The 26,881-nt window shown below is 43.7% G+C and carries 27 protein-coding genes; 25 read left to right on the top strand and 2 right to left on the bottom strand.

What is annotated here, in order from left to right; translation table 11 throughout:
* The first annotated feature begins 98 nt into the window (after positions 1-98).
* The 4 genes from HF638_RS04080 (at position 99) to HF638_RS04065 (ending at position 4,016) form a co-directional block, all read left to right on the top strand.
* A complete protein-coding gene (locus HF638_RS04080; protein WP_169478997.1) occupies positions 99-779 on the top strand; it encodes a response regulator in 681 nt (226 codons plus the stop codon).
* Entirely contained in the window at positions 776-2,548 is a 1,773-nt protein-coding gene (locus HF638_RS04075; RefSeq protein WP_169478996.1) for a sensor histidine kinase, read from the top strand. The genes HF638_RS04080 and HF638_RS04075 overlap by 4 nt, the downstream gene beginning before the upstream one ends.
* A gap of 42 nt (positions 2,549-2,590) precedes the next feature.
* On the top strand, positions 2,591-2,971 hold the full coding sequence (locus tag HF638_RS04070) for a hypothetical protein (RefSeq protein WP_169478995.1): 381 nt from the start codon (positions 2,591-2,593) through the stop codon (positions 2,969-2,971).
* 187 nt (positions 2,972-3,158) lie between these two features.
* Complete coding sequence (locus HF638_RS04065; RefSeq protein ID WP_169478994.1) at positions 3,159-4,016, top strand: hypothetical protein; 858 nt, start codon at positions 3,159-3,161, stop codon at positions 4,014-4,016.
* 131 nt (positions 4,017-4,147) lie between these two features.
* Here the strand turns inward: HF638_RS04065 and HF638_RS04060 are convergent, their stop codons facing one another.
* Positions 4,148-5,134, bottom strand: coding sequence for a cation diffusion facilitator family transporter (locus HF638_RS04060; protein WP_169478993.1), 987 nt, complete (start codon positions 5,132-5,134; stop codon positions 4,148-4,150).
* A gap of 293 nt (positions 5,135-5,427) precedes the next feature.
* Here HF638_RS04060 and HF638_RS04055 point away from each other — a divergent pair, with 293 nt between their 5' ends.
* The 7 genes from HF638_RS04055 (at position 5,428) to HF638_RS04025 (ending at position 11,050) form a co-directional block, all read left to right on the top strand.
* A complete protein-coding gene (locus HF638_RS04055; RefSeq protein WP_169478992.1) occupies positions 5,428-6,105 on the top strand; it encodes a response regulator transcription factor in 678 nt (225 codons plus the stop codon).
* Positions 6,102-7,478, top strand: a complete 1,377-nt coding sequence (locus tag HF638_RS04050) for a sensor histidine kinase (protein ID WP_169478991.1) — start codon at positions 6,102-6,104, stop codon at positions 7,476-7,478. The genes HF638_RS04055 and HF638_RS04050 overlap by 4 nt, the downstream gene beginning before the upstream one ends.
* A gap of 67 nt (positions 7,479-7,545) precedes the next feature.
* Entirely contained in the window at positions 7,546-8,676 is a 1,131-nt protein-coding gene (locus HF638_RS04045) for an ABC transporter permease (protein WP_169478990.1), read from the top strand.
* Entirely contained in the window at positions 8,673-9,350 is a 678-nt protein-coding gene (locus HF638_RS04040) for an ABC transporter ATP-binding protein (protein ID WP_169478989.1), read from the top strand. Before HF638_RS04045 ends, HF638_RS04040 begins: the two co-directional genes overlap by 4 nt.
* Before the next feature lie 163 nt (positions 9,351-9,513).
* Positions 9,514-10,050 carry an NUDIX hydrolase gene (locus HF638_RS04035; protein ID WP_169478988.1) on the top strand — a complete coding sequence of 179 codons (537 nt, stop codon included), beginning with the start codon at positions 9,514-9,516 and terminating at the stop codon, positions 10,048-10,050.
* A gap of 86 nt (positions 10,051-10,136) precedes the next feature.
* Positions 10,137-10,730 carry a DUF4304 domain-containing protein gene (locus HF638_RS04030; RefSeq protein ID WP_169478987.1) on the top strand — a complete coding sequence of 198 codons (594 nt, stop codon included), beginning with the start codon at positions 10,137-10,139 and terminating at the stop codon, positions 10,728-10,730.
* A gap of 26 nt (positions 10,731-10,756) precedes the next feature.
* A complete protein-coding gene (locus HF638_RS04025; protein WP_169478986.1) occupies positions 10,757-11,050 on the top strand; it encodes an RNA polymerase alpha subunit C-terminal domain-containing protein in 294 nt (97 codons plus the stop codon).
* A gap of 25 nt (positions 11,051-11,075) precedes the next feature.
* On the opposite strand, the gene HF638_RS04020 is transcribed toward HF638_RS04025, so the two are convergent.
* Positions 11,076-12,014, bottom strand: a complete 939-nt coding sequence (locus tag HF638_RS04020; RefSeq protein ID WP_169478985.1) for a hypothetical protein — start codon at positions 12,012-12,014, stop codon at positions 11,076-11,078.
* Positions 12,015-12,373: 359 nt separating this feature from the next.
* On the opposite strand from HF638_RS04020, the gene HF638_RS04015 reads away from it, so the two are divergent.
* The 14 genes from HF638_RS04015 to HF638_RS03950 all read left to right on the top strand — a co-directional run bounded on the left by HF638_RS04015 (position 12,374) and on the right by HF638_RS03950 (position 26,447).
* Entirely contained in the window at positions 12,374-12,880 is a 507-nt protein-coding gene (locus HF638_RS04015; RefSeq protein ID WP_169478984.1) for a DUF2569 domain-containing protein, read from the top strand.
* 119 nt (positions 12,881-12,999) lie between these two features.
* Positions 13,000-13,614 carry a histidine phosphatase family protein gene (locus HF638_RS04010; protein WP_169478983.1) on the top strand — a complete coding sequence of 205 codons (615 nt, stop codon included), beginning with the start codon at positions 13,000-13,002 and terminating at the stop codon, positions 13,612-13,614.
* A 319-nt stretch (positions 13,615-13,933) separates the two neighbouring features.
* A complete protein-coding gene (locus tag HF638_RS04005; protein WP_211175464.1) occupies positions 13,934-14,482 on the top strand; it encodes a GNAT family N-acetyltransferase in 549 nt (182 codons plus the stop codon).
* 29 nt (positions 14,483-14,511) lie between these two features.
* The gene (locus tag HF638_RS04000; protein WP_169478982.1) at positions 14,512-14,865 is read left to right on the top strand and encodes a hypothetical protein; all 354 of its coding nucleotides are present in this window, start codon (positions 14,512-14,514) and stop codon (positions 14,863-14,865) included.
* Between the two features lie 344 nt (positions 14,866-15,209).
* On the top strand, positions 15,210-16,166 hold the full coding sequence (locus tag HF638_RS03995; protein WP_169478981.1) for a radical SAM protein: 957 nt from the start codon (positions 15,210-15,212) through the stop codon (positions 16,164-16,166).
* Between the two features lie 222 nt (positions 16,167-16,388).
* The gene (locus tag HF638_RS03990; RefSeq protein WP_169478980.1) at positions 16,389-17,402 is read left to right on the top strand and encodes a phosphodiester glycosidase family protein; all 1,014 of its coding nucleotides are present in this window, start codon (positions 16,389-16,391) and stop codon (positions 17,400-17,402) included.
* Positions 17,399-18,412 carry a bifunctional glycosyltransferase family 2/GtrA family protein gene (locus HF638_RS03985; protein WP_169478979.1) on the top strand — a complete coding sequence of 338 codons (1,014 nt, stop codon included), beginning with the start codon at positions 17,399-17,401 and terminating at the stop codon, positions 18,410-18,412. The genes HF638_RS03990 and HF638_RS03985 overlap by 4 nt, the downstream gene beginning before the upstream one ends.
* A 222-nt stretch (positions 18,413-18,634) precedes the next feature.
* Entirely contained in the window at positions 18,635-19,345 is a 711-nt protein-coding gene (locus tag HF638_RS03980) for an AAA family ATPase (protein ID WP_169478978.1), read from the top strand.
* A 69-nt stretch (positions 19,346-19,414) separates the two neighbouring features.
* Positions 19,415-19,909, top strand: coding sequence for a cysteine hydrolase family protein (locus tag HF638_RS03975; protein ID WP_169478977.1), 495 nt, complete (start codon positions 19,415-19,417; stop codon positions 19,907-19,909).
* A 484-nt stretch (positions 19,910-20,393) separates the two neighbouring features.
* Positions 20,394-20,915, top strand: coding sequence for a GNAT family N-acetyltransferase (locus HF638_RS03970; RefSeq protein WP_248277998.1), 522 nt, complete (start codon positions 20,394-20,396; stop codon positions 20,913-20,915).
* Between the two features lie 740 nt (positions 20,916-21,655).
* Entirely contained in the window at positions 21,656-24,379 is a 2,724-nt protein-coding gene (locus tag HF638_RS03965) for a YDG domain-containing protein (RefSeq protein ID WP_169478976.1), read from the top strand.
* Positions 24,380-24,663: 284 nt separating this feature from the next.
* Positions 24,664-25,062 (top strand): hypothetical protein, encoded by a 399-nt coding sequence (locus HF638_RS03960; RefSeq protein WP_169478975.1) that lies wholly within the window; start codon positions 24,664-24,666, stop codon positions 25,060-25,062.
* 74 nt (positions 25,063-25,136) lie between these two features.
* A complete protein-coding gene (locus HF638_RS03955; RefSeq protein WP_169478974.1) occupies positions 25,137-25,601 on the top strand; it encodes an NUDIX domain-containing protein in 465 nt (154 codons plus the stop codon).
* A 273-nt stretch (positions 25,602-25,874) separates the two neighbouring features.
* Positions 25,875-26,447: a hypothetical protein gene (locus tag HF638_RS03950; RefSeq protein ID WP_169478973.1), complete on the top strand. Its 573-nt coding sequence runs from the start codon at positions 25,875-25,877 to the stop codon at positions 26,445-26,447.
* Positions 26,448-26,881: the final 434 nt, after the last annotated feature.

Genomic DNA, 26,881 nt, shown 5'->3' with positions numbered 1-26,881 from the left:
TACCTTCATCCCCTTTTTGCGTTTTTAATGAAAATGATTATCATTGTTGCTATAATACATAACAGTTGTGTGATTCATGTGTTTTTAGGAGGAAAATTGTGAAACGTTCCGTTTTATTAATAGAAGATGAGGAATCCATTCGTGAACTAGTAAGCGATTATTTTACGCAATCCTCTTGGGATGTGATCGAAGCGGCTAACGGGGAAGAGGCACTGGAGTTATTTGAAACCGGTCCAGCGGATCTCGTTATTGTTGATCTAATGATACCGAAGGTAAGTGGCTGGAATGTGTGTCGTCAGATTCGCTCACGATCCACTGTGCCCATCATCATCCTTACTGCCAAATCAGAGGAAGAGAATAAATTGCTTGGCTTTGAACTCGGAGCTGATGATTATGTGACCAAGCCTTTTAGCCCGAGAGTACTGGTTGCCCGTGCAGAGACACTCATGAAACGTGTGGACAACACAGTGGGACAGGAAGATCCGATGATCACATTTGGCAATACGGTGGTCTACGAAAGAAAACGTATGGTTGAGTTAAACGGCCAGCCAGTCGACCTGTCTTATAAAGAATATGATGTGCTGCTGCATCTGCTGAAACATAAAAACTTCCCGTTAACGCGTGAACATCTGTTAAATCAGGTATGGGGAGTGGACTATTTTGGTGATTCCCGCGTGGTAGATACGCATATCAAAAACCTGCGGAAAAAACTGGAGGCAGATGCTCGTTACATCCGGACCGTGTTTCGCATCGGTTATAAATTTGAGGTCGAATCATGAAACCCAGAGGTATTGTATTTAAGCTTTTTGTTGCGAACCTGATCTTTTATATCGTCTTTTTCGCGGCTGTTGTGGCAGGGCATTTCTGGTTCTTTGAACGTTTTTACGAGCATGAGCGAACGTCAGATCTAGGGAAAAAGTTAGCTTCATTCGCTTCAGATTACACCCAGCAGAAATGGGTTCCTGAGAAAACACCAACGGTTATGGGGAGTTTTATTACACAGAATCATGTGCAGATGGCGATTCTAAGCAAGGATGGAGAGGTGCGTTATGATAATCCTTTCCGTATTCAAATACATACAGATACAGGACAACCGTTGTCTATTGCGGTCTCCTTCTTTCCAGATATCTCGGCCTTAACGGAGTATGGCTTACATCCTGGTGACCGTATAACCGTGCAAGGAGAATACTATGCGGAGCAAGGGCACTCGTTATTCTCCCCCTATGTTATTCACAAGAAGGGCTCCGCAGCAGTGGGATCACTTCCGAATAATGCGAATAAAGATCGTGTGATCGAGCTAAACGGAACGATTGACTCGTTATTACTCCCGGCAGCGGGGCAGTGGAATAACCGGGAAGGCATTATGGCAGCTGCGCTGAAGGTGTGGTTTCCTTTGCCACAAGAATATAACGATCAGGTGAACCGGGGGGAAGCCATCCATATCGAGTGGAAAGAACCGGTCAGCGGAGTGCACAATCTCGTGTTTGTGCAGCCGATTCTGCGCAATGGTGAGGTGGTCGAGTACCTATTTGCCTTAACCCCGTTAACACAGCTTGGGGAGGCATTTGGCGCACTGGAGGTATATTATGCTTTCTTCAGTATTACGGGAGGACTGTTGCTCATTGTGGTTCTTTCGTTTTTATTCTCCAAATTGGTCTCACGTCCGCTCTTGGAGTTGAATCGCAACGCAGCACGAATGGCGAAGCTCGATTTCTCGGCGATATCATCTATTCATAGCAAGGATGAGCTGGGGAGTCTCTCAGAAAGCTTAGTCAGTCTTTCTTCCAATCTGGATCGTACCTTGAAGGAGCTTCAATTGACCAATGAGAAGTTGGTGCTAGAGATGGAATACAAGAGCAGGATGGAAGAGCTGCAAAAGCGCTTTGTTTCCGATGCTTCTCATGAGCTGAAGACACCGATTAGTGTTGTTAAAGGGTATGCCGAGGGACTTCTGGATCAGATTGCTGAAAATAAAAGAGAGCGTTATATCCGTACGATTTTAAGAGAAGCGGATCGGATGGAGAAGCTGGTGCTGGACATGCTGGAGCTTACTCGGCTTGAAGCTGGAGCGGTGAAGTTGCATCAAGCGTTGTTCCCAGTGGACCAGCTCGCATTAGAGTCCGTGGAGAAGATGGAGCAACTCGCCAAGGCCAAACAAATGCAGATTCAGATTCAAGGAGATCGGAACGTACATGCTTGGGCTGACGCAGAAAAAATAGAGCAGGTGCTCCTTAATTACTTGAGTAACGCCATTCGAAATGGTGCCGAAGTAAGCATCATTCAGATGCATATCCAGTATGATATAGAGAAAGACCAAGTCTGCATTGCTGTAGAAAATGAAGGGCCCACGATTGCAGAGAGTGAGTTATCCTTGATATGGGATCGTTTCTATCGAGAGGAAGATGCTCGCACTCGTCAAGCCGGGGGAACTGGACTGGGGCTGTCCATCGTGAAGGAAATCATGCAGCTGCATGAGCAAGCTTATGGTGTGATGAACACGCCGAGCGGGGTTAAGTTTTATTTTACACTGGATGTCCCAAGAGAGTAGCAGAAGAGCCAACACTATGACTATGGATGTAGGAGTGTGGTCATGATCGTATTGACGTCAGCAATCGTGTTCATCGTCCTGATTCTGATCGTGATTCTCTTTCAGATTGCATTGGCTGCGGGTATGCCCTGGGGAGAGTACGCCATGGGTGGGAAGTTTCCCGGGAAATACCCCATTTCTATGCGTTTTGCCTGCATATTTCAGATCGCGATTTTGGCATTCATGGGTATCATTGTTCTGAGTAAATCAGGCTTACTTTTACCACGATGGTCTTCGTTCTCAGATATAGCAATTTGGTTTATCGTCGCGTATTTGGTGCTGGGGACCCTATTAAATCTAATCACGAGAAGTGTATGGGAACGAAGGATTTGGGCGCCCGTAACGTTGTTGATGTTGATAAGTAGTATAATAGTTGCTATGTGATAACAGTGGAAAGGTATAACTCTTGAATTGAAAGTGGTAAGTTCATCTATTATATGTCCAATCAAAATGAGATTAAATAGTCCTCCTTTAAGGGCAGATAAGCATATCATTATTGAGGCGCTCACTGGAGATTGATGACGTGTACTATAAAGATTACATATGACAGTTTAAGGAGAGCAATCATTATATGACAAATTTTTACGAGATACCCCATTTGCTCAAAGAAATCATCACATGGGAGGAAGAGATTAAAGAGGAAGTTCCTTATTTGGAGACACCAACAGGTTATTTTCTGCAATTTGATCCACATGATAATGGCGGGTATATGAGTTCTCCAGTTGACGCAATCATGTTTGCGCGTACAGGAATGGGTGGTATTCACTTCTCTTTCTTGACTGATTTTGGAAATGTTACTGATTTGAGTGTAGTGCCTATTGTTCGGGTTGATCCCATGGCTTTTGGAAGTTATGCGAGGATTGTAGCTAGAAATATTAGAGATTTTTTTGCCTTTGGGTTCTCGGGACATGAGGGACTTCTGCTGAATGAATTTGAATCGAAACAACAATATTTTGACTACGTGAAAGAGCAAGAGGACAACACGAGCGAAAGTGAGTATTTTGACAAGAAAAAGTGGGACCGAGAACAAGAGAAGGTGAGAGATTTGGCTGTGCAACGTTTTGGATTTCAGCTTATCCATGACGGATACTCCTATAGTAAGGAAGTTCGGCAAACAAGGCGAAATGAAGTTATTTTAGATACCTTAGATGGTCTTGGTGTTGGAGTGGGAGATGCATTGGTGGATTACTCCAAGAGAATAGTTCCTCATCCGTGGCATGAGAAGGAAATTTCGTATGATCAAGATGAACAGCTTATATCCTATATTTCCAGTGCAGAGCAGGTAGGACTGTTTAGTTTATTACGAGATGTTCAGGCACAAGGATTCGATAATAGTGATGTGTTTCGAGCGATCCACAACCGATTTGTTTCGCTTGGGTTGTCTGTGGAGGAACAGATGCTGGCACGTTATTTACACAAGTTATATTGAATGTAAAATATAATTTTGGTGGCAGACAGCCGGTTTGCAGGGAAGTACTTACTAAATAAATAACAGGGCAGAGTTCCATCTTACGGAGCTTTGCCCTGTTTTCGTTTGCACTATCAGTAACGTGGAATTAATTAATGATGATGATGATGCGCATGAGCATCTGGTGCATCGCCTTTGACGGTACATAGTACCGAGGTGTCATGCAGATGTTTCTCGGACTCCACTTGGAGCGTTACATGTTTGATTTCTTTATGTTCCAGCATATGTTCAATCTTCTGAACAAGGATCTCGGATGCATAGACATCCATCGTTCCATCCACCACGATATGTGCGGTCAGCGCATTCAGGTTACTGGTAATGGACCAGACATGCACATCATGAACGCCTTTGACGCCGTCGACTTGTTTGATGGTCTGCACCAGTTCGTTTACATCGACATTGGCCGGAGTACCTTCCATCAAGATATGCAAGGATGATTTGGTGACATAGAACCCACTACGCAATACCAACGCCGCGACAATTACACTCGCAAGTGGATCGGCCCAACCCCAGCCAAAGAACATCATGAGTAGTGCTGCCGCAATGGCCCCAACCGATCCCAACATGTCACTTATGACATGGAGATAAGCACCACGCATATTCAGGTTATTCTCCGTATCGCTACCACGCATCATGATCCAGGCCACCAGAATATTGATGAGCAATCCAATGACGCTGATGATTAACATACCTACGGTTGCGACTTCTGGCGGGTTGATAAAACGACCAATCGCTTCGTAGAAAATGTAGAGTGCAATGGCGATTAACGTAATTCCGTTTAACGTAGCAGCCAAAATCTCAAAGCGCCTGTATCCGTACGTTTTGCCAGTATTCACCGCTTTTTCACCAAAGGTAAACGCCAGTAAAGCGATCCCAAGTGCAATGGAGTCGGACAGCATATGGCCTGCATCCGAGATAAGCGCGAGACTGTTGGTGATGAATCCACCAACGGCTTCAACGATCATATAGATGGTAATAATAATGAAGGAAAACAACAGCACTTTCTTATTATTGGTGGTGTGAGCGTGGTTGTGTCCATGATCGTGCCCATGGTTATGACTGTGATGATGTCCGGACATATAAAATCCTCTCCTTTGGAGCCTTGCTCCGTTATGTAATATGATTTCTGATGTGGCTATAAATGATTCTTAACAATAATTAATTGCCTACAAATGAATATATGAGCGTTTGTTCATATGTTATGGTTTTATTATAATTCTGCCTCATAGTAGTGTCAACCAGATTTAAGGAAATATAAACATGACCGGTGTGTCTCAGCGCGTATGTACTAGCTAATGCGTTTGTTTTTATGCTACCATCTGTGCAGAATCAAAGTGAGATGTACTTGTTACATAGAAGGGCGGACAACCATATGAAACATCTGCTGCTGGCAGACGATGATGCCAATATTCGAGCACTCCTGCGGCATGTCATGACCAAGGAAGGATACCGGGTCCATGAAGCGCAGGATGGATTGGCAGCGGTCAAACTGATGCAAGGAACGCCGATCGATCTGGCGATTCTCGATGTCATGATGCCAGGCATGGACGGACTGGAGTTATGTGATTTCATTCGGCAGCATTATGACATTCCAATTATGTTGCTGACGGCTCGAGATCAGCTATCTGACAAGAGAGATGGTTATTTGAAAGGAACAGATGAATATGTGACCAAGCCATTTGAACCGGAAGAGTTAGTCTATCGGGTAAAAGCGTTATTTCGTCGATACCATCGCACATCCAGCGATATCATCCGTATGAACCGAATCGTCATTGACCGTAACAATGTGGAGGTTACCGATGGGCAATCCATTCTCTTTTTGCCAATGAAAGAATTTGAATTACTCTCACAGCTTGCCCAGTTTCCGGGCCGGTTGTTCTCACGGGATGAGCTTATTCGGCTCGTCTGGGGAGCAGACTACGAAGGAGATGACCGTACCGTTGATGTGCACATCAAGCGGCTACGTGATCGTTTTGCCGATTATACGGAAGATTTTGTCATTCAGACTGTGCGGGGTATTGGTTACAAGATGGAGGTGAAAGCACCTTGAGGACCTTGTACGTCCGGGTATTCCTCATTACAATTGCCGTGATTATGGTCAGCGGCATGCTTGGTTTTCTTTTGTCCAACATCTACTATCATACAAAGCTCAAGGATTTTAATGATGAGAAGCTGGTGGGCATCGCGATGCAAATGAAGCAATTTGTGGAACAGCAACCCGGTACAATGGAGGATTATCTGAACAATGCTGCCGCACTGGGGTACGAAATCTATGTGACGGATGGAAAAGGCAACGACCAATTCTACGGCCGCGAATTCCGTGAGAAAGATCTGGACAAGCAAGTTGTAGAACTGGTGTTGAATGGTGAGGTATACCATGGCGTCGCCCAGTTTCCAAGCAAACCGTTCATTACCGGCTTCTTCGATAATCAATTAAGCAATACCGTGGGTGTTCATCTACAGCTGGGCAATGCGAATTACGCTCTCTTTATGCGTCCGGATGTAATCCTGCAATTCGGGGAGCTACGAATCTTTTTTGCGCTGATTGGAGCATTGACGGTGGGTATTAGTATTGTGATCTTTCTGATTAGTACCCGCTATCTGGTCAATCCCATTGAACGTCTGTCCGAGGCGACCAAGCGCATTGCGCAAGGAAAATATAATCTGAAATTGCCTACCGCAAGGCGGGATGAGATTGGACAACTGGCCCAGCATTTCATGACCATGAGCCGTGAATTGGAAAGGGTAGATCAGGCGCGGCAGCAGTTTGTATCGAATGTATCGCATGAGATTCAATCACCGCTGACCTCGATTCAGGGTTTTGCCCAATTGGTGGCGGATCGAGATCTGCCTGAACAGGAACGAGAGCACTATGCGTCGATCATTGAGGAGGAGAGCCGTCATCTCTCTTTGCTCAGCAAACAACTGCTTCTCCTGTCCTCCCTTGAACAAGGCAACGAAGATCTGTCCAAAGTAAAGTTCTCTCTGCGAGATCAATTCCGGCAAGCGGTTCAGGTGCTGCAATGGCAATTGGAAGAAAAGGAGCTGCTGCTTCGGATTTCGGTGCCCGAATCCATCCAGCTAGTCGGTAATGAAGTGCTGCTCATGCAAGTTTGGATGAATCTGCTGGGTAATGCGGTGAATCATCTGCCGCAGGGAAGAAGCATCGAGATTCATGCCGAGCAGACGGATAACCAGTGTGTGATTCAGATTCGGGATACAGGAGACGGGATTGCTGCAGAGCATCTGCCTTTCCTGTTCGATCGATTCTATCGGGTGGACCGTGCACGTGAACGTTCTTCTGGACGAACGGGGCTTGGACTTGCCATTGTGCAGAAAATTATCCGAATTCATGACGGTACGATCGAGGTTTCCAGTTCACCTGAGGGTACGTTCTTCACCGTGACACTTCCGCAGATGTAATCTGTTATTCATTTGCCGTTCATTTTCGCCTCCTATACTTGGGTTATCAAGAGGGAGGTCACAGAACATGTACTTGGCTATTCGGGAAATGAGGTATGCCAAAGGGCGCTATGCCTTAATTGCTACAATCATGGTACTGGTTTCATTTCTGGTACTGTTTGTTACAGGTCTTGCACAGGGGCTGGCGTATGATAACGCGGCTTCGATCAAAAATATGGCAGCAACCCACTTTGTGCTGGAGCAGGATTCGAATCATCGGTTTACCCGGTCACAAGTGGATCAGGATCAGCTTAATCAAGTTCGCTCCGTAGTGGGGCAAGAGAACGCTGAGCCGCTGGGTGTGAAAATGACAACCGTCAGTCCAACCGGCGACACAAAAAAGATCGATGTCACGCTGTTCATGGTTAATCCGGAAGGTTGGCTTGCTCCAACCGTTACCGAAGGGTCTCCGATTACGAGTCAGACGAACGGGCAGGTTGTGGTGGACCATAAGTTGTCTGAATCTGGCGTCACCATTGGTACCGTCCTGGTCGACCAAGCTTCGGGAACGGAGTGGACCGTTGGTGGATTTGTCCAAAATGAGTCCTTCAGTCACTCCCCAGTGGTGTTCCTGAATGAACAGGAATGGCTTACGCTTCAAGGAGGTTCGCGAACTTCGCAAGGTTCAGCAGACACCAATGCTAATGCTCCGGTGTACAATGCCATTGCGATTAAGGGTGCAGGCGAGCAGGTAGACGGCTTGAGTGCTGCCATGCCTAATACGGAAGTCATCACGAAGTCCGATGCCGTATCGGCCATCCCTGGATATAAGGAAGAGCAGGGATCGTTGCTCATGATGATCGCTTTTCTATATGTCATCTCGGCGTTTGTGCTTGCGGTATTCTTCTATGTCATCACGATTCAGAAAACGAGTCAGTTCGGCATATTGAAAGCCATTGGAACGCGGAATGCTTATCTGGCGGGTAGTGTTTCGTTACAAGTATTAGTTCTGTCGGTTGGCAGTCTGGTGATTAGCGTACTATTGGTTCGACTGTTCGAGTCCATTCTACCAGCATCGATGCCGTTTCAATTAGGCTTGTCCACCCTCGCTCTGACCTGTGTGTTATTCATACTCATGTCTGTGGCGGGTTCATTATTCTCGGTGTGGAAGGTTACCAAAATTGATGCGCTTGATGCGATTGGGAGGACTGCAGCATGAGAAACCGATTGGTATTGCAGGGAATTACACAGACCTTTGAAGATGGCGGTAGCAAACGCACGATTCTGGACAAGCTGGATCTTGAGGTTGCTGAAGGGGAACTTGTAGCTGTGATGGGGCCTTCCGGCTCGGGTAAAAGTACATTCCTGTCCATTGCTGGCGCACTTCTTGAACCGACGGAGGGGCAGGTTCTACTGGATGGGGCCTCTATTATGGGCAAAGGCAAACAGGAGATATCCGATATGCGGCTTCAGCAGCTCGGTTTTATTTTTCAAAGTGCTAACCTCATTCCGTATCTGAAAGTAGAAGAACAACTCATGGTGGTCGCGAAACTCGCCGGAACGGAAAAAAACAAGGCGGAGAAGCGAGTAGATGAGCTGCTGAATACGGTAGGCTTGACTCATCGACGGAAAGCGTATGCGGAGAAGCTGTCTGGCGGTGAACGCCAGCGGGTCGCTATTGCACGGGCCTTGATGAACGATCCAGCTGTCCTGCTCGCGGATGAACCGACAGCCAGTCTGGATGCGGAACGTGGACTGGATATTGTCGGTATGATTGCACGGCTCGTGAAAGAGCAGGGCAAGAGTGCAGTGATGGTTACGCATGATGAGCGGATCTTGCCGCTCTGTAGCCGGGTTCTTTTTTTGGAAAATGGAAAGCTGGTGCAGCATTAGAAGGAGAATGGCCTGAGATTCTGGAAAGAACACTGTTCCAAGGCTTAAGGGCAGAGCGCGTAAGAAGAGGGTCACGTATTCCCGGTGGGAAGGTGGCCTTCTTTCTGTGTTTTCGACTATAATTGGAAGAATAGTGGAATTAGATAGAGAGGATCGGGTGCGGATGAGTAGCTTGAGTGCGGAATTATTTCCGGCGCTGAGTACGTCAATTCATTGGGGAATTATTGAGGCGGAGTTCAGATTGAACGAGATCGTGGATGAAACGCTGGTGAGTAATATTAGCATCATTCCGTTTGTCGGGGATCAATGTGTTGTCTTTCAACTGGATAATGGAGATTGGGAGCTGCCTGGAGGGACGCTTGAAGCAGGTGAGCAGTATATGGATGGGTTAAAACGTGAACTGATGGAAGAACTAGGAGCAGAAATGCGGTCCTATCAGATTTTCGGTCAATTCCACTGTACATCCAGTGCGTTGGAACCGTATCGACCGCATATCCCGCATCCCCATTTCGTACGAATCATCGGATATGGAGATGTTGAACTTGTCGGTGATCCGCTGAATCCGGAAGATGGCGAGCAGGTGGTTGCGGTGGAAGTGGTAGAGATTGATAAGGCAATCCGAAGATTCCAGGAACAGAACAGGCATGACATTGCGGAGATGTACAAACTGGCTTATATGCTGCGAGAAGAAGCTAAATAGTATTTTTATAAAATAGAACAAGCATGATTCTGAACAAAAAAGGGTAACAACGAATTAAATGAACTTTGCCTTGGGAGTGATATCTAATGCAGGAACTTTTTAAGAAGATCATCAATTCAGAAGTCAAACCCTTATTTGCCAAACACGGCTATTCCAAGAAAAATCTGAATTTCTACAAAGCGGATGGAAACCTCGCATATAAGTTCAACATTCAAAGAGCAAAGTATAACACCAGTAGTCAAGTCCAGTTTTATGTTAATTGTGGTGTTCATTCCACCGAACTTGCGGAGTTGCATTCCGTTGGATTGAATGGAGACATATTGGAGTTCGTATCTCACTTCACCTGCCGAATCAGAGAAATAGCCCCTTCCGCTCCGGCCCACTATACCTTAACGCCTGATATCGATCCAGACGCTTTATCGAAAGAACTGGTGTCACATTTGGAAGAGGGCATGTCATTCCTACACTCGCTAACAGGTGCCAGAGATATAGTCCATTATTATATGGCGAAGACAGCGCTACATTTAAGTGAAGAAACTTTCCGCTTTCTGCTACAAGCCGGTGATACGGAAGAAGCCAAGCATTATTTACAGCAACTGCATGCCAAATACGGAACCGAAAAGCGCTGGGCCATATTTGAAAAGAAATATGCAACCGTTTTTGCCGAGTATAGATTGTAAGCTTTAATTCAGGAGGAGACACTCACATGGCAAACGATAAAGGAACACTCAGAACATGCGAACAAGGACATTCGTATTATAAAAAAAGTGATTGCCCAACCTGTCCGACGTGCGAAGCTAAACGTAAACGGACAGAAGGATTTCTAGCCTTGCTGTCTGCTCCCGCCAGACGTGCCTTGGAGAATGAAGGCATTACGACACTACTGCAACTTGCGGAGTACAGGGAGAAAGAAATCCTGAAGCTGCACGGAATCGGACCGTCTGCCATGCCCAAACTGCGGAACGCATTGGAAGAAGAGGGATTGTCTTTTAAGAAATAACCCTCTTCACTCCTGTCATTTAATCCTAACGAGAAGCGGAAGTAATCTCCTCCATCGTTACCCGATATAACAAGTTACCTTCACTAAGTAGCAGACGATGTTGGCGAAAATCTTGCCGTGCCTGCTTGAAGGGCTGATCATCTTCATTTAGCAAATCAATCTTCTGCCCCTTGCTCAATTTTCCGGGCTTCTCCATTTTTTTAAGTACAAACGTACCATGTTTACCGTACCCGGCATCGAACAAGAAATGATAACCATCCGTACTGAAGCCGGAGGAACCGGAGATGTTTGGATTCATGAATGTAACGTCGGGTTCACTGGTTCCCCCTGAGATACAACCGAGTTCAAAATCGGTATAGAAGTAGAACCAGACCTGCTTTTCATTCACCACATTGAGTGCGTAACAATCTGCAATGTCAGCTGCGCGGTTTTCGTACACTTTATTACCGTGCTCATCCCAGGCCAACAGACCGTTTGATCCAATTGGATCGCTCCATCCGTAGTTACCAAACACCCCTTCATCGAAGTAACTGGTCCAGATCGTTCCCTTCTCTGCGACCTGTAGACTTTGGATACCATCTCCCAACAGAAACTCGCGGATCGTATTTCCGTCCAGATCACACACTTTGGCGTTTAGATCATACTTTTCATTTCCGTAATTCGCACACCGTGCTCCGACGAGCAGCAGATGATCATGTAATGGTTGTACGTAATGATAATTGAACGTCTGTCCCCAGATGACAACTTCCTCGATAGTTTGATCTGTCACAATAAGCACTTTGTACGTATAGCTTTGATTCAATGTACTTTGGACGAACATACCTCGTTTTCTTTCAGGGATCTGATTCAGCAGCAGCACATAAGCAAGGCCATCACCGCCCCACTGGGTGGAAACGATATCGAAGCCCTCGACATAATTCGAAATGTCGGCAAAAGGTAAAAGTTTTACTTTAGGATTGGGCATATCCATATCCTCCTTCGTAGTCCCAATGCAGAGTCACCATCTGCATCTGTATAAGAGCATTATGACGTACGCGTACTTTGCTGAACATGGCGGAAGTATAGCGAAGGTCTTCTTTGGCTTTGACAGCTATGAGTACGATGTTTTGAAATGGCTGCTTCGTACTTGACACTCGTAGTACAATAAGGAAGTTGTGTAAAATTATATATAAAAGAAGGATGGAGAGGTACCTGTAAGGAGAGTGTGAGGATACATACAACGCACGTGAAGTAGGGAGAAAGAATTACCCGTAGATTCAATTTGCAACATTACAAGGAAGACTCATCTCAGAAAAACAAAACTGGTTAAGGAAGTGTTACGAAATGGAACCACATATTGAAGAGCAAAAGACAGATTACCGTCCACTAGGCGTCTCGGGATTGGGCGGTTGGCTGATTCTCATCCAGATTGGATTATTTCTTACGGTAATTCTGCTTGTAGTGCAATTATTTCAACAGATAATACCCACATTCACTACGGAGACTTGGGAAATGCTAACTTCCAAACAATCGGACTACTATCACCCGTTATGGGGTCCAGTACTTATTTTTGAGATGGTGTACAATACGCTGTTTTTATTATTCAGTGTCTACACAATTTTTGCGTTTTATAGCAAGAAAGCAATATTACCCCGTCTGATGATCATCCTCTATGGTCTCAGTCTGATTGTTGGAATTATTGATTACCTATTATTACTCCAGATTCCGTTAGCAAGAGAATTGGAAGATGGAAGCTCGATCAGAGAAATTGCTAAATCTGTAATCACTTGCGCCATCTGGATTCCTTACTTTATCAAATCTGAGCGAGTTTATAATACATTTGTAAGATAAATAGTAGGCAGGAAATTCCCGATCTTGGATAGAAGCTATCTGAGGTCGGGTTTATTTGATACAAACGAAACCAGTTACATATATAGTTAACCTGTTCAATGTGAGAAGGAGGAGAGATCTTGAAGATTTATCTGGTAAGGCATGGGATGGACGAGGAAGGATATCGAGGCGGATGGAGCGATCGTGGACTTACGGAACAGGGGATCAATCAATCTAGGAAACTGGGAGAGCATTTGCATCATCATGCTGAGGAGTACAATATACATACGATTATTAGCAGTGATCTTCCTCGTGCAGTACAGACTACACGGGAAATTGAGAAACAATTAAACATGAAGGCTAGCTTAATGAAAGATTGGCGGGAGATGAATAACGGAGAATTGGCAGGCATGCTCCATAAGGATGCGGAAGAGCATTACCCAGGGGTTTATTTCAATACCCTTGAGATGGATTCACCTTTTCCGGGAGGAGAAAGTCCGAGAGATTTTTATGACCGGATAAGCATATCTTTCGAGAATCTTCTTAGAGATGTAGAGGAACAAACAGTCAAGTCCAATGTTCTGTTAATTACTCACGGTGGCGTGATTAACATCCTGTACTATCTGCTTGAAAATAGGGAGTGGAGCAATAAGTCCAGCTTTTATCCCATGGACAACACCAGTGTTCATACCGTTGAAAAGGGAGCCCAGGGTTGGAAATTTAGCAGCGTAAATGTGTTAAGTCATCTAGATTAGTTGTTTTACCTTGGAGGGAACTTGGATGGACATAAAACAAACTCTGGATCACGAGCTTATAAGTCGACTTAATCAGGGAGTGCAGACTCTGCAGGGCATCTTTGATAATACGTAGGAAAGGGATTATTTTATTGTTGATAAAAAGAATTACAAATGTAGTGTTAGTCGTCTCGATTTTTGTGTATTTCTATTATTTGTATATTATGCTTGTTCATCCGCCAACAGATGGTTTAGAAATAGCAAAATTAAAAATTAGATCAACTGCAGCAATTGGAGTTACGGCAATCGTTTCGTATATTAGATTAAAGTTATAGAGGCCTTGATTGTACACCTAGAAACCGAACGAACATTACTCCGGGCTCTTACCTATGATGATCTGGATGATATGTACAGTTATTGCGCTGTACCTGCTGTATCGGAGTTCACCACCTGGGACGTGCATCAGAGCAAAGAAGACACCAAAGCTTTTTTAGATTTTGTCATGAGTCGCTATGAGACGGATCTAATAGGCCCGTGGGGGATTGAAGATAAACACACTAAGAGACTGATTGGTAGTTGTAACTATCTAGGGTGTGACAGCGATAACAGGAGAGTTGAGCTGGGATATGTGTTATCTGATCAATATTGGAATCAAGGCTTAATGACCGAAATAGTGAAACGAATCATCCAATTTGGGTTTGACGAAGTGGGGCTCGAGCGAATCCAGGCCAGATGTTTAGTGAAAAACACAGGTTCCGCCAAGGTCATGGAGAAAGCAGGCATGCAATTCGAAGGTGTGCTGAGGAAATACATGAGAGTGAAAAATGAACTTCAGGATCTGAAGATGTATGCTATTTTAAAAGAAGACTTCTATACTCGTATTAAATAAAGAACGTATTTTTGAAAGGGCGATCGAGGTTGAACAAAGGAATTCTGTATTTTATTCTATTGATGACTTTTTTAAGTAGCTCAGAAGTGGCTTACAATCGTAATGCCGTTTCAAAAGAACCTCCTGCATCTCATGCAACTAAGATATTTACTGAGGATGAATTCCAATTTGAGATTAAGTCCAAAGATATTACGATTAAATTAGGAAGTACTCGTGAAGTGGTTGAGCAGCAACTTGGACCCCACGTTGATTATTTCAACTATACGAATGTCTACCAGTACAAAGATATGAGAATTCATTACAAATATGGCATTGTGGATGGCATCATGATTGATGACCCGGCAAAGTTTAAAAAGTATTACATATGTCATGGAGAAAAATAAACAAGGCAATTACTATGTCATACCGTCATTTGATCATGCAATATTGGAAGGAGGATTTGAGAACATGAAAGGGTTGTCCATGAATTTTGATCAAAATGGGCGTGTGTCATTCATCATGCTGGCGAGCCATGAGTTTGCCTATAATCCTGAGCTCAATATGGATGACATACAATAGAGGATTATGGGGTTACCTTATATCACTCCCGATCATTAAGAAAATGGGTTTTATTTTTGTTTTCAGCAACCAACGTACATAATGTCATATCGTCAACCGGGTGCCTTCCGCTATAATCTTCAAGTTATTAAAACATGGATTGAATGAAGGAACCAGGAGGTACAACGAATTGATAGCCAAAAACAAATATAAATCACTCGAACTGGAAACCCCCGGCGTATATGAATTGGAAGGGCTTGAGGTGGGAGTGACATCGAACTGCAATTATAAATGCGACTATTGCTGCGCCTACAATCGGGATGATGGAGCATGCATTGATAGTCAGGAAGTGATCCGTATTATTAGTGAGTTGCCTCATCTCAAGCGAGTTCGATTGTCCGGTGGGGAAGTCACTCTAAAATACCAGGATTGCCTGGAGATCGTGAAGTATTGTACGGCACATGGTATTGATACGCAATTGAACAGTAATGCCAGTCTGCTGACAGAAGAACGGATTCTCGCGTTGCGTGATGCAGGCTTGTCCAACATTCATATCTCGTTCAATTATACGGATGCGGAGTCCTATGCTGCGTACTACCGCGTGCATCCTCGCATGTATGAGAGACTCGAGCAGAATATCCGTTTGTGTACAGAAGCCGGTCTGGAAACGGTATTGGAAACGTTACTGTTTGAAGGTAATCAAGCGAACATGCAGGCCATTAGCGATAAGGTGTATGACCTGGGTGTGCGCATCCATGAGATCCAGAACAGCATTAAGATGCCGCATACCGATTGGAGTCAGATTGTATCCAAAGAGTCTCTCGTTCGATCTGTAACGGAACTGATAGAACATAAGAAACCAGATACAACGCTCTATTTTACCTGTATGGATCGGTTCGCTGAACAGTTGAATTTGCGTGAACAACCCGGTGTGTATTTCTCTAATTGTGTGGATGGCACGAAACAGCTGCACCTGCACGGCAACGGGGATATTCTCATCTGTGAGTTATGCCATCCTGTTGTGATTGGCAACATCTACAACGGAACATCGTTGAAGGATATCTATGCCCAGCAGCCACCGGCGTTAACGGAATTTTTGGAAAAGCGGCCTTGTCCCGCATACGATGCTCTTTTTGCAGATGCATAACAGAACAGGAAGACCTGTTGAAGATATGTGATATGTATGTTGAACGAATAACTACATGATATTAGTGGCCTTTAGGGTTGTATAGATTAAAATCAAGGTGATCTGATTTCCTCAATGGGAAAACGGATGACCTTTTTTGATATCTTTCATTTGGTTTCAGATTCATTTAAGCTATCCGGCCTAATATGGCCTTAAGAACTTAGATGAAGAGGTGAGCTTCACATGATGAAGATTGATGAGAAACCACCCCGGAAAGACCCACATAAAAGGCCCATCTCCCCAAGAAAGCGCAGATGGCTCATCATCACACTTGTCATCGTGCTCGCGGTAGGTGGAATCCTGTATAGTCTGGCTGACCGTTACCTGATCCGGCATGTACAGGTGGTTGTGGCAGATGAGAACACGGCAACGGCAACAACGAACAACGCGAATGATTCCACCAACATTTCCACCACAGCGACTGAGGTGAATGCAACGTCAGATGATTGGAATTATTCGAGTGATGATATGAAAGTCAGTATTGAAAAGGTACAGACTGGTTCAGGCTCGGATCAGATTACGTATTATGTCGCTGATGTTCAGTTAACGGATGCTAGCAGCCTGCGAACTGCGCTGGCAGACAATAGTTTTGGAACGAACATTACCGAAAATACATCGGACATTGCCGCTGCCAATAATGCGATTTTTGCGATTAACGGTGATTACTACGGATTCCGCGACGATGGTGTCATTATCCGAAATGGAACATTGTATCGGGACAGCCCAACGCGGGATGCGCTTGCCCTGTTCAACGACGGTACGATGAAAACATATAACGAGAATGAGATTTCTTCCTCGGAACTGCTGGCCGAAGGTGCAACTAATACACTATCCTTTGGGCCCATTCTGATTCAGGATGGCGAGATCGTCAGTGATTTTAGCAGTGTGAAAATCGATAACAACTTTGGCAACCGCTCCATTCAGGATACGAATCCAAGAACAGCGATTGGCATGATTGCTCCGAATCATTACGTCTTCGTGGTGGTGGACGGACGGCAGGACGATAGCCGTGGCATGACTCTAGCAGAACTGGCGGATGTCATGAAAGGCCTTGGAGCAACGGAAGCCTACAATCTGGACGGTGGCGGTTCATCCACGATGTATTTTATGGGCAGAGTCGTCAATAACCCGCTGGGGCGTAACCAGGAACGTGGCGTAAGTGACATTCTATATCTGACGGAGGGACAAGGATCATGACGATATTAATTCCATCATATGAACCCGATGTACGTTTACTGAATCTTGTTCTTCAACTGCAAACATTTAAACTTGGACCCATTGTGATTGTGGATGATGGCAGTGGCCCAGGTTACCGTGGGATTTTTGAAACGGCAGAAGCCTATGGCTGTACGGTCCTGACACATCCCGTCAATCTGGGTAAGGGCAGGGCGTTGAAGACGGGATTTCAGTATATTAAGGAGTACGGACCTCAGGGCGGTGTAGTGTGCGCAGATAGTGACGGACAGCATCTGCCACATGATATTAAGCGTATCTTCGAAGTATTGCTCGCACAAACGACACCGGGAATTGTACTCGGCAGCCGTCGTTTCAGCGGAAAAATCCCAGTACGCAGCCGTTTTGGCAACACAGTCACACGGGCGGTCTTTTCACTCACGACAGGTACCAAAGTATATGACACGCAGACCGGTCTACGCGGTTTTCCTTACTCCATGCTGGACTGGTTGAACCAGATTCCGGGAGATCGGTTTGAATACGAGATGAACATGCTGTTAACGGCACACAAGGAAGGGTATGAAATTACGGAGGAGTTCATAGATACGGTGTATCTGGATCACAATGAGTCCTCTCATTTCCGCCCGTTGGTCGATTCGTTCAGGATCTATATGCCAATCCTGATGTTCAGCACATCTTCGGTGCTATCGGCACTGATTGATTTTGGATTACTGTTCGTCATCCAGTATTTCACGCACAATCTGTTTCTGTCGGTTGTCGCAGCAAGACTGTGCAGCTCCATCTTCAACTATATGATTAATCGAAAGTACGTGTTCTCCGCAGGACGAACCTCGAAGGTTCGGCAGTCTTTGCCCAAATACTTCTCACTTGTCCTACTGGTGCTGCTATTAAACTATGGTTTACTGTATTTTTATAATGAAAAACTAATTATCCCGCTGCTCGCAGCCAAGTTATTGACTGAAGTATCCATCTTCGTATTCAGTTATTGGGCGCAGCGCAGATTTGTCTATTAACCCTGAAGACAGAGTAGGCCTATGGCTTGCTCTTTTTTTGGTTAAAACGGTTTCATATGTACCCCGAAATAGGTTACGATGGAGGAGGGTCAACGAAAAGCAGTGATCACAGATCAAGGCGAAATGGACGTGAAACGATATTGAATCGAGTGCGCAAGGACTTGCGTTATTACTGTGAAAATTAATCGTAGATTGAAATAGAGGAATAATGGGAGGATGATTATGTACCTTCGAAGTGTGGAACTCATGTCGGCCAAGATCGAGAATCGGGACCAATATCCTTTTGACATCCCCACGATACAAGCCTTGGAGCGCTTGGAGTTTACGAATAACATTACTTTTTTTGTAGGTGAAAATGGTTCTGGGAAATCTACGCTGCTGGAAGGCATCGCTCATCAATGTGGATTCAATACCGCAGGGGGCGGCAGGAATAATGCTTATGAGACACATGCTTCGGAATCCTCGCTCGGGAATTACTTGAGACTGGCATGGCTTCCCAAAATAACGAATGGCTTCTTCATGCGCTCGGAATCTTTCTATCAGTTTGCATCACATGTGGATGAGATGCCGGAGTCGCTTCGATATTATGGCGGGCGTTCATTGCATGAACAATCCCATGGGGAGTCTTTTCTCAACCTGTTCGTCAACCGCTTCAGTTCCAAAGGCATCTATTTGCTCGACGAGCCTGAAGCCGCTTTATCTCCAGCAAGACAGCTCTCCTTATTGCGGATTCTCCATGATCTGTCAGGAACTTCGCAATTCATTATTGCGACGCACTCACCGATCTTGCTGGGATATCCGGGGGCGGAAATTTTAAGTTTTGACGATAGCCATATTCAAGAGGTAGCCTATGAGGATACTGATCACTACCAGATTACCCGTAGCTTTCTGGAGAACCGTGACCGGATGCTGAATGAATTGTTTAAGGATTAAGTTCTCAGTTTAAGTAAGGGAAGTTTACTATACCATGAGGCGTGAAATTCATTTATGAGGAGAGATGGGATGAAAGTAGGTTTGCTAATTGTTGATATGCAAGAAAGTATTGTACGGAAAAAGATGGACCAGAGATCGATAGACCATGCCTGCGAGTACATTAACCATGTGGCTAACGTGCTGCGCTCGAATGATCATGTAGTTGTTCACGTGCAGGATGTGGAGGGCATGGAGGAGGCAGAACCGGAAGAGTATCGTATTATTCCCGAGGTGGATGTGACGGAGAAGGATCTCACCGTTACCAAGGAAGCTTCAAATGCCTTCTGGCAAACTGATCTGGAGCAGGTGTTGAAGAGTCATGGAATTGAATTGGTAATCATCGCCGGGTTTGCTGCGGAAGAATGTGTTCTATTCACCTACAACGGAGCAATGGAGCGAGGTTTCCGTCCGGTGATGTTACAAAATGGAATTCTTAGTACCCATCCCGAAGCGGTGGCTTCAATGTACAGAGATCGCAATGTGATCTCATATCCTGTAGTTGATTATCTATATAAGTTCAACTAAAGAGGTTTACACTGAGCACTCCAATGACAGAACAACCTTCCGATCGCTGTTATCCCCAGATTTTTTTGATTCCTTTTTAAAAGGGGAAATCCGGTGATAAAGGCGAGGTGTATGCTTCCGAAGCAGCTTTCTTTCAGAAAGCTTTTAGCTCCGCTTCTTCAGGTTATTTCTGTCCTCTCCGTTTTTGTGTAAAAAGTTTAGTTGAACCTATAAAATTCAATAATTATTAGCTAAGTGCTAATGGATACTTGGTTAAAAATAAACATAAGAATCATAATCAGACTCTGTAAGGAGTCTTTTTTTGTACAAATAAACATTTCCACTACGACAGTTAAGGTTACTTCATGGTTTAAATCAAACTTTGCCTATATCTGCTGGGGGTTGAAAGGATATATTGAAAGCAGGGCATAGGAACCGCGCTGTGGACAGCGTTAAGGTCCGTGTATGGATCACTGACTAACTAATTAACTAAGGGAGATGTGCAATGAAGATGAACGTACAAATCACGAGCATTTTGCCAGAACAGAAGGAACTGTTTCTCAATCTGTACAACTTGTATTTATATGATCTGTCCGAATTCTCGGGCGAAGATTTGCTTGAAAAAGGTACATACGATCCAACGAACACCTATCTTTATCTGGAACGCGATGAATTACATCCGTTTTTGATTCAGTATGAAGGAAAGGTCATTGGATTCGTACTGGTCTGCTCACCTCCATATGTGCCAGAAGATGTGGATTATACGGTGCAAGAGCTATTCCTGGTCAAAAAGTATCGCGGACAGGGCCTGGCAGCACAAGCGGTTGACTTGGTTTTTACTCAATTTGAGGGTACATTCAAAGTAGAACAGCTCGCTAACAATGCAGCAGCTGTTTCGTTTTGGAAAAGATATTATGAGCAACACCAGATTGAACATACTGAGTCTGAATATAACATTGAGATTGACAACATCGCTGGCAGCCACCGGATTTTGTCTCAGACTTTTGTGAGTGGTAAAGAGAAATAATATTTAAATTAGAAGGTGATAAGCTTGTTTATTATCGTAGCAACCAAGGGAGATTGAAGTGGATTTCAGGAGTATTTCAGGCAGAAGACGTAGCTAGACAGTATATGGATCTCATACCTGATGAGCATAAGGCGTACCATGAATTCATTCAGATAGAGAACATCACATATCCTTTTTATATTATAGAGCGTCAGGCATCTCCATTTAGGTTTCTCTGTAAAGATGAAGTGATTTCACTTTTTGATCATACGGAAGTATCTGAGGATGAAGATGAGGTGCAATTCAATATCTACACGGTGGATTCAGATTATAGACCAAAGAAGCCAGGTTCAGACTATATGGGCATGCTGAGACATGATCATGTGACCAATGAATTTATAAAAATGTATTGTAAAGAGGGAACAGCGTTTCTGGATAAACGAAGGATTTTCTAAATGAGAGAACTCGGGAAACCCAGAAATTCAATGAAGTAGTATACGACCTAATTTAATACATGAGGATACCTAGGGATACGACAATGACGTGTCCTTTTTTGTTATATGTCAGTTGCAGATTATGTTAGGGAAGAGCCGAATAAAATGTATACTGTATGCACTAAAAGTAGAGCTATAAACACTTAACAGACTGGGTTTTGTAGCCATATTTCATGGTCAGTATTTTATGTATACTATTGCTGATCTTTGTGATAAGTTGAGCGAATAAGATCCAGTAATCATACTATGAGTGAGAGGACTAATATCATGAATTGTGCTAAAAAGCTTGTGACCACTCTATTGATTACAGTTATGTTGTTTTCATCGTTTAATGTAGTATTTGGTGCCGCCGAATCTTCGGCATCAGACATTGAGGGAAACTGGGCAGAAAGCCAAATTACGAAATGGATCGACAAAGGTTTTATTCATGGTTATGAAGACGGCAGCTTTAAACCGAACAATACCATAACAAGAGCAGAATTTTTCTCCTTGGTTAATCGTTCATATGGATTTACTGAAACAGCATCTGTAACCTTCAAGGATGTTACTTCATCTAACTGGGCATATGCTGAGGTTTCCAAAGCTGTGAAAGCTGGATATATAAAGGGTTATAGGGACGGTACTATCGGTGCCAATAAACCCATTAGTAGACAAGAAGTTGCAGTTATTATCGATGATCTTCTAGATCTATCGAATGAAGCTAGTACTGGGGAGCACTTTACGGATTCGAATGCAATAGCCTCATGGGCTAAAAATTCGGTGGATGCTACTGTAGCTAAAGGGATCTTGCAGGGCTACGATAATAACTTCAACCCGAATAAACCGATTACTCGTGCTGAAGCAGTCGTTGCGCTGGATCGTTCAGTCAATGCGAAAGCAACGGATTACAGCTTAGCTGGAACATATGGCCCTGAGGCGGGAACGCAGACTATTGATGGTGATGTGCTCATTAGCGCGGCTGGGGTTACAATGAAGAACATGATCATTAACGGGAACCTATTATTTAGTGAAGGTATCCGAGAAGGAGATGTACACCTTACGAATGTTACGATTAAAGGTGTGACACGGGTAGAGGGTGGGGGAGTTAGTACCATCTATTTAAAAAATACCGTAACATCTACCCTTATTGTTGATAAGAAAAAAGGACCCGTTCTCATTATTGTAGAAGGTTCAACGACAGTTGGAGAAGTAACCATTCAATCCCCTGCTACGCTACAAGAAACGGATACTACCGGGAATGGCTTCGGCAAAATTACGTTATCCGAGCGATTACCTGCGGGTTCAAAAGTAGGTTTGAAAGGAACATTTGATTCCCTAACGGTTAAAGGCAGTGGGGTTCAGGTGGATATTCCTGAAGGCCGTGTTAAGGACGTTAACGCAGCAGTAACAGCAACGGGCACGACACTTAACTTAGGGACGGACGCAACGATTGTAAACCTTTTCTTAGATGCGGTAGCTAAGATTCTAGGCACAGGAACTATTGAAAAAGTGACACTAAGTTCCGTAGCTAAAGATGGTACGACTTTTGAAACTACAATTCGACTGTTGGATAAAGTTATAACTACAATTCCTCCAACTACTTCTACAAATGTACCCGTGACTGGACCTTCCACTGGTGGAACGGATACAATTGCTCCTAATCTGTCCAATGTAACGAGTGGTCCTATTGCAGGTGGAGATCCTGTGGTGGGTAGAAGCAATGAAAATGGATATGTGTATCTGGTTCCTTCCGCAACACCAAAAACAATCACAAGTTTAAATCAATCTGTTGCAGGATTGTTAGGCAAGAAGCAATCGGTAACAGCAAACGTAGATGCCACAATTAATACAGCAGGTTTAGCGTCAGGTACGTACGTCGTATATGCCGTTGATCTCGCGAACAATATATCGATGGCTTCGGCAGAGATCGTTATTGGTACAAATCAGTTAACCGTTTCGACTCCAGTACTCTCAACCGAGAAAATGTACGATGGAACGTCTTCGGCTACAGTAATAGCAGATTCACTAACCGGAGTTGCTGCTGGAGACCATGTAACCGTGAGTGCAGCAGCCACCTACAATGATGCAATAATAGGCACAGGTAAAACAATAACTGTAGTTTATACGTTGGGCGGAGCAGATGCGGCCAAGTATATTGCGCCTGCAAACTATACAATCCAGACAGGGGCCATTACAGCCGCACAGTTGACGATCGGGGAGCCAATGTTGGATGTTATTGAGAAGGAAGATGGAGATTCATCGGTAGTCGTAACTGCAGGTTCATTAGTTGGGGTTGTTCCAGGTGAGGATGTGACGGTGAGTGCAGAGGCGGTATATGATACAACTTCCCCGCCTAAAGCGGCGCTTGTATCTTTGGTTTACACAATAGCCGGTACGGATAGTGGCAAATATATTGCTCCGGTTATTAATACGAAATACACTGTTTATGTACAATCTAGTGCAGATACGGGGACGATCATAGACCTAATCACCACTTTCAAAGTGTATGATGGAACCTTCGCAACAACTGCAATAGCAGGTTCTAGAGTAGGATCTTGTGGAGAAAATAAACAAGGTATTTGTCCTGGGGATGACGTAACGGTAAGTGCTTCAGGAGTCTATGATAATGAAAATGTAGGAACGAATAAGCAGATATCTATATCGTATACTCTATTGGGACCACCGGTAGAAGTAGGGAATTATTCACCACCAAAGGATATTAAAGTAGTTGGTGGGATCACTGCAAAGCAATTGATGATCACGGATCCGACATTAACACTCTCCAAAGTGTATGACGGAACTGTTACTGCAAATGTAACGCCAGGTGTATTAACTAACGTGATCTCTGGGGATGATGTACAAGTAAATGCTGTAGCGACATACAATAATGCAGCCGTTGGTACCAGTAAAGTAATAACAATTAAGTATACTCTTACAGGACCTGATGCAGGAAATTATATTGCCCCAGCAACTCAAACGGTGGGTATGGGGGAGATTACTGTTACACCTTAATATTTAAGTATGAAGACCATTTTCATTAGTGACTTTTCTGATGAAAGTGTAGAAGCAAATAGAGTCTCCACTGTCGAATAAGACTGTGGAGGCTTTTTGATGTTTTCGATTCAAAACAACTTCGCATTTTCCAATACATGGGTTATGATGAATTAAGAGGAGTCATTGGGAGTGACCGTGGAAGGTGGAAGTACTTAAATATGCCAAAGCATCATTTTGTTATTGAAAACAAAAAGCGAGTAAATGGGAATAATCATACTTTCTACTCCTGGGATTCTCATGGCATGATACATAAAAGTGGGTTAACAACAGAGAATTATGCAACCTTGGAAGACGAGTTCATTGTGTACATCTATGATTCCCTTCGTTGGTTGGATACATGGAATCCATCTACCGGAATGAGATGTAGTGGACTGAACAACTATGGAATAACCGTGATTGAAGAGCAGGATGTTTTGTTGAAATTTTATCAACTGATTCGAGCCTGGATGGATCTATTCAGCCATGCGACTGATCCGATTGTTCTTACAGGGAATTACTGTTTTGATGGAGAAGAACAGAAGGGCTATTACGAGAAACTCGTGTACAACAAATTAGAATTAATCAACGAATTACACAAGCTTGCGAACATGGCAAAGTATGCTGAGATAAATGGCAGATGTATTGTGCATTTTGGAATATGAATCAATAGGAAAGTTTCCTGATTGAAATTTTTGTGATCTGTTGAGAAGCAACCTAACAGAAAGGAGTAAGAGTAATGACTAGTCGTATTGTAGTTACGGGTGGAGCTATTATTCGAGATCATATGGGGAGGGTTCTGCTACAAAAGAGATCAGATTATGGAGATTGGGGATTACCTGGGGGTGGTATGGAGCCAGGCGAACGAATCGAAGAAACCATGATTAGAGAAGTGAAAGAGGAAACAGGGCTTGAGGTGAGTTCTTATAAATTGGCCTCAATCTATTCGGGCGAGAGGATGCACTATACGTATCCGGATGGAAATAAAGTAGTATTTGTAATGTTTTTATTTGACGTTATTGCGGAGTTGGAAGGAAAACTCTGTGATGATCAGCTAACTCTTTTATTTGAAGATGAACAAAAGGAGTCATTACAGCTTGTTTTTAAAAGTCTAGATGAGATTGATATTTCCACAATTAACAATGTGCAGAAGCCAATATTTGTAGACTTGAAGCAAGGAGAGTCTAAATTACTACGGAAGTGACAGCGTTAATAGAATAACTCAAAATGAATTGAGGTTAGATCATGATGAAAAACATGGAATTAATTCAAACTTTTATCCCAGCATTTTCTGTTCAAAATTTGAAAGGGTTGCTGGGTTGAATCTGTATAGTTACGTGGAGGACTACGAGAACGGAATATTAGGATTCTATTGTGAGGATATTGAATTGGTACATGTACAAGATAGTGAGCACTTAGCTTTGTAGTTCATAGAACATCATAGTGGAGCCTTTTAATAAAGAAAGGAGTATTTATATTGCCTTGGCCAATGGTTCATTTTGCAATTGCATCCGAATTGATATCCGAGCCATCCCCTGAATTGTTATTGGGAAGCCTTGCTCCTGATTCTATCCATGTAAGAACCAACACCCGTACCGAAAAGGCAAAAACTCACCTCATGCCAGAGGCAGGAAGGTTCGCAACAGACGAAGAGCTTGAAGCCTTTTTTGAGTGCAACAAGAAGTTGGCTTATAGTGATCCCAAATTCATGCAATATCTGTGCGGTTACATCGCCCATATCTATACGGACCGCGTGTGGACATTCGATATTTATCCTACATATGAAGTTCATCCCAATGGAAGAAGCGTGTATACGCAGGATGTCACGAAGCTGGAGTTTATGATTCTACGGAATTGGAACGGGGCCCATGAATGGTTAAATGAGCTGAACGTGGGAAGAGCATTTGATTTAGGTGGATTGCTAGAATCTGAGGTGTATCAGTATAGGGGAGAGAAACTTGAGTTATTAGCTAACTCTGACAATGAACCCTTGGGTGATTTAAATATTTTATCCATGGAAGCTATGGAAGAGTTCATACATACAACATGATTGGCGCTAAAACAATTGTATACAGAATGGAATGTGTATAAAGATTTACGCAGCAATATGTAAGTAAGGGAGGGAATTACCTGAAGGTATACAGGAAACAAGTCCGCAAAATTGTAGTGAATGATACACTGTTTTTGTATGTTGTGGATGAGCAAGCATACGATATTGTTATTCGGATCTATTCAAATACATTTAATTCTACATTTGTAGAGTTCGATGTGGCTTGGGAAGATACATGGGATATATTTGTCTATGAACCTAAACTGATATCCAACCTTATTCAATATGCAATAAAACATGGGTGGGACTACCAACAGAAGAATAACAGAATGAAATTCAAAAACACGACAAGTATCGTAAGAATTTTAATGGCAGAGAAACAAACATAATAACAAGGAGCGTGAACACAAATCAAAAGGACGTTCTACATATAT

Source organism: Paenibacillus sp. SZ31 (assembly GCF_012912005.1).
In the GTDB taxonomy this organism is placed as follows: domain Bacteria; phylum Bacillota; class Bacilli; order Paenibacillales; family Paenibacillaceae; genus Paenibacillus.
This window is presented reverse-complemented; position numbering and strand designations above follow the sequence as displayed.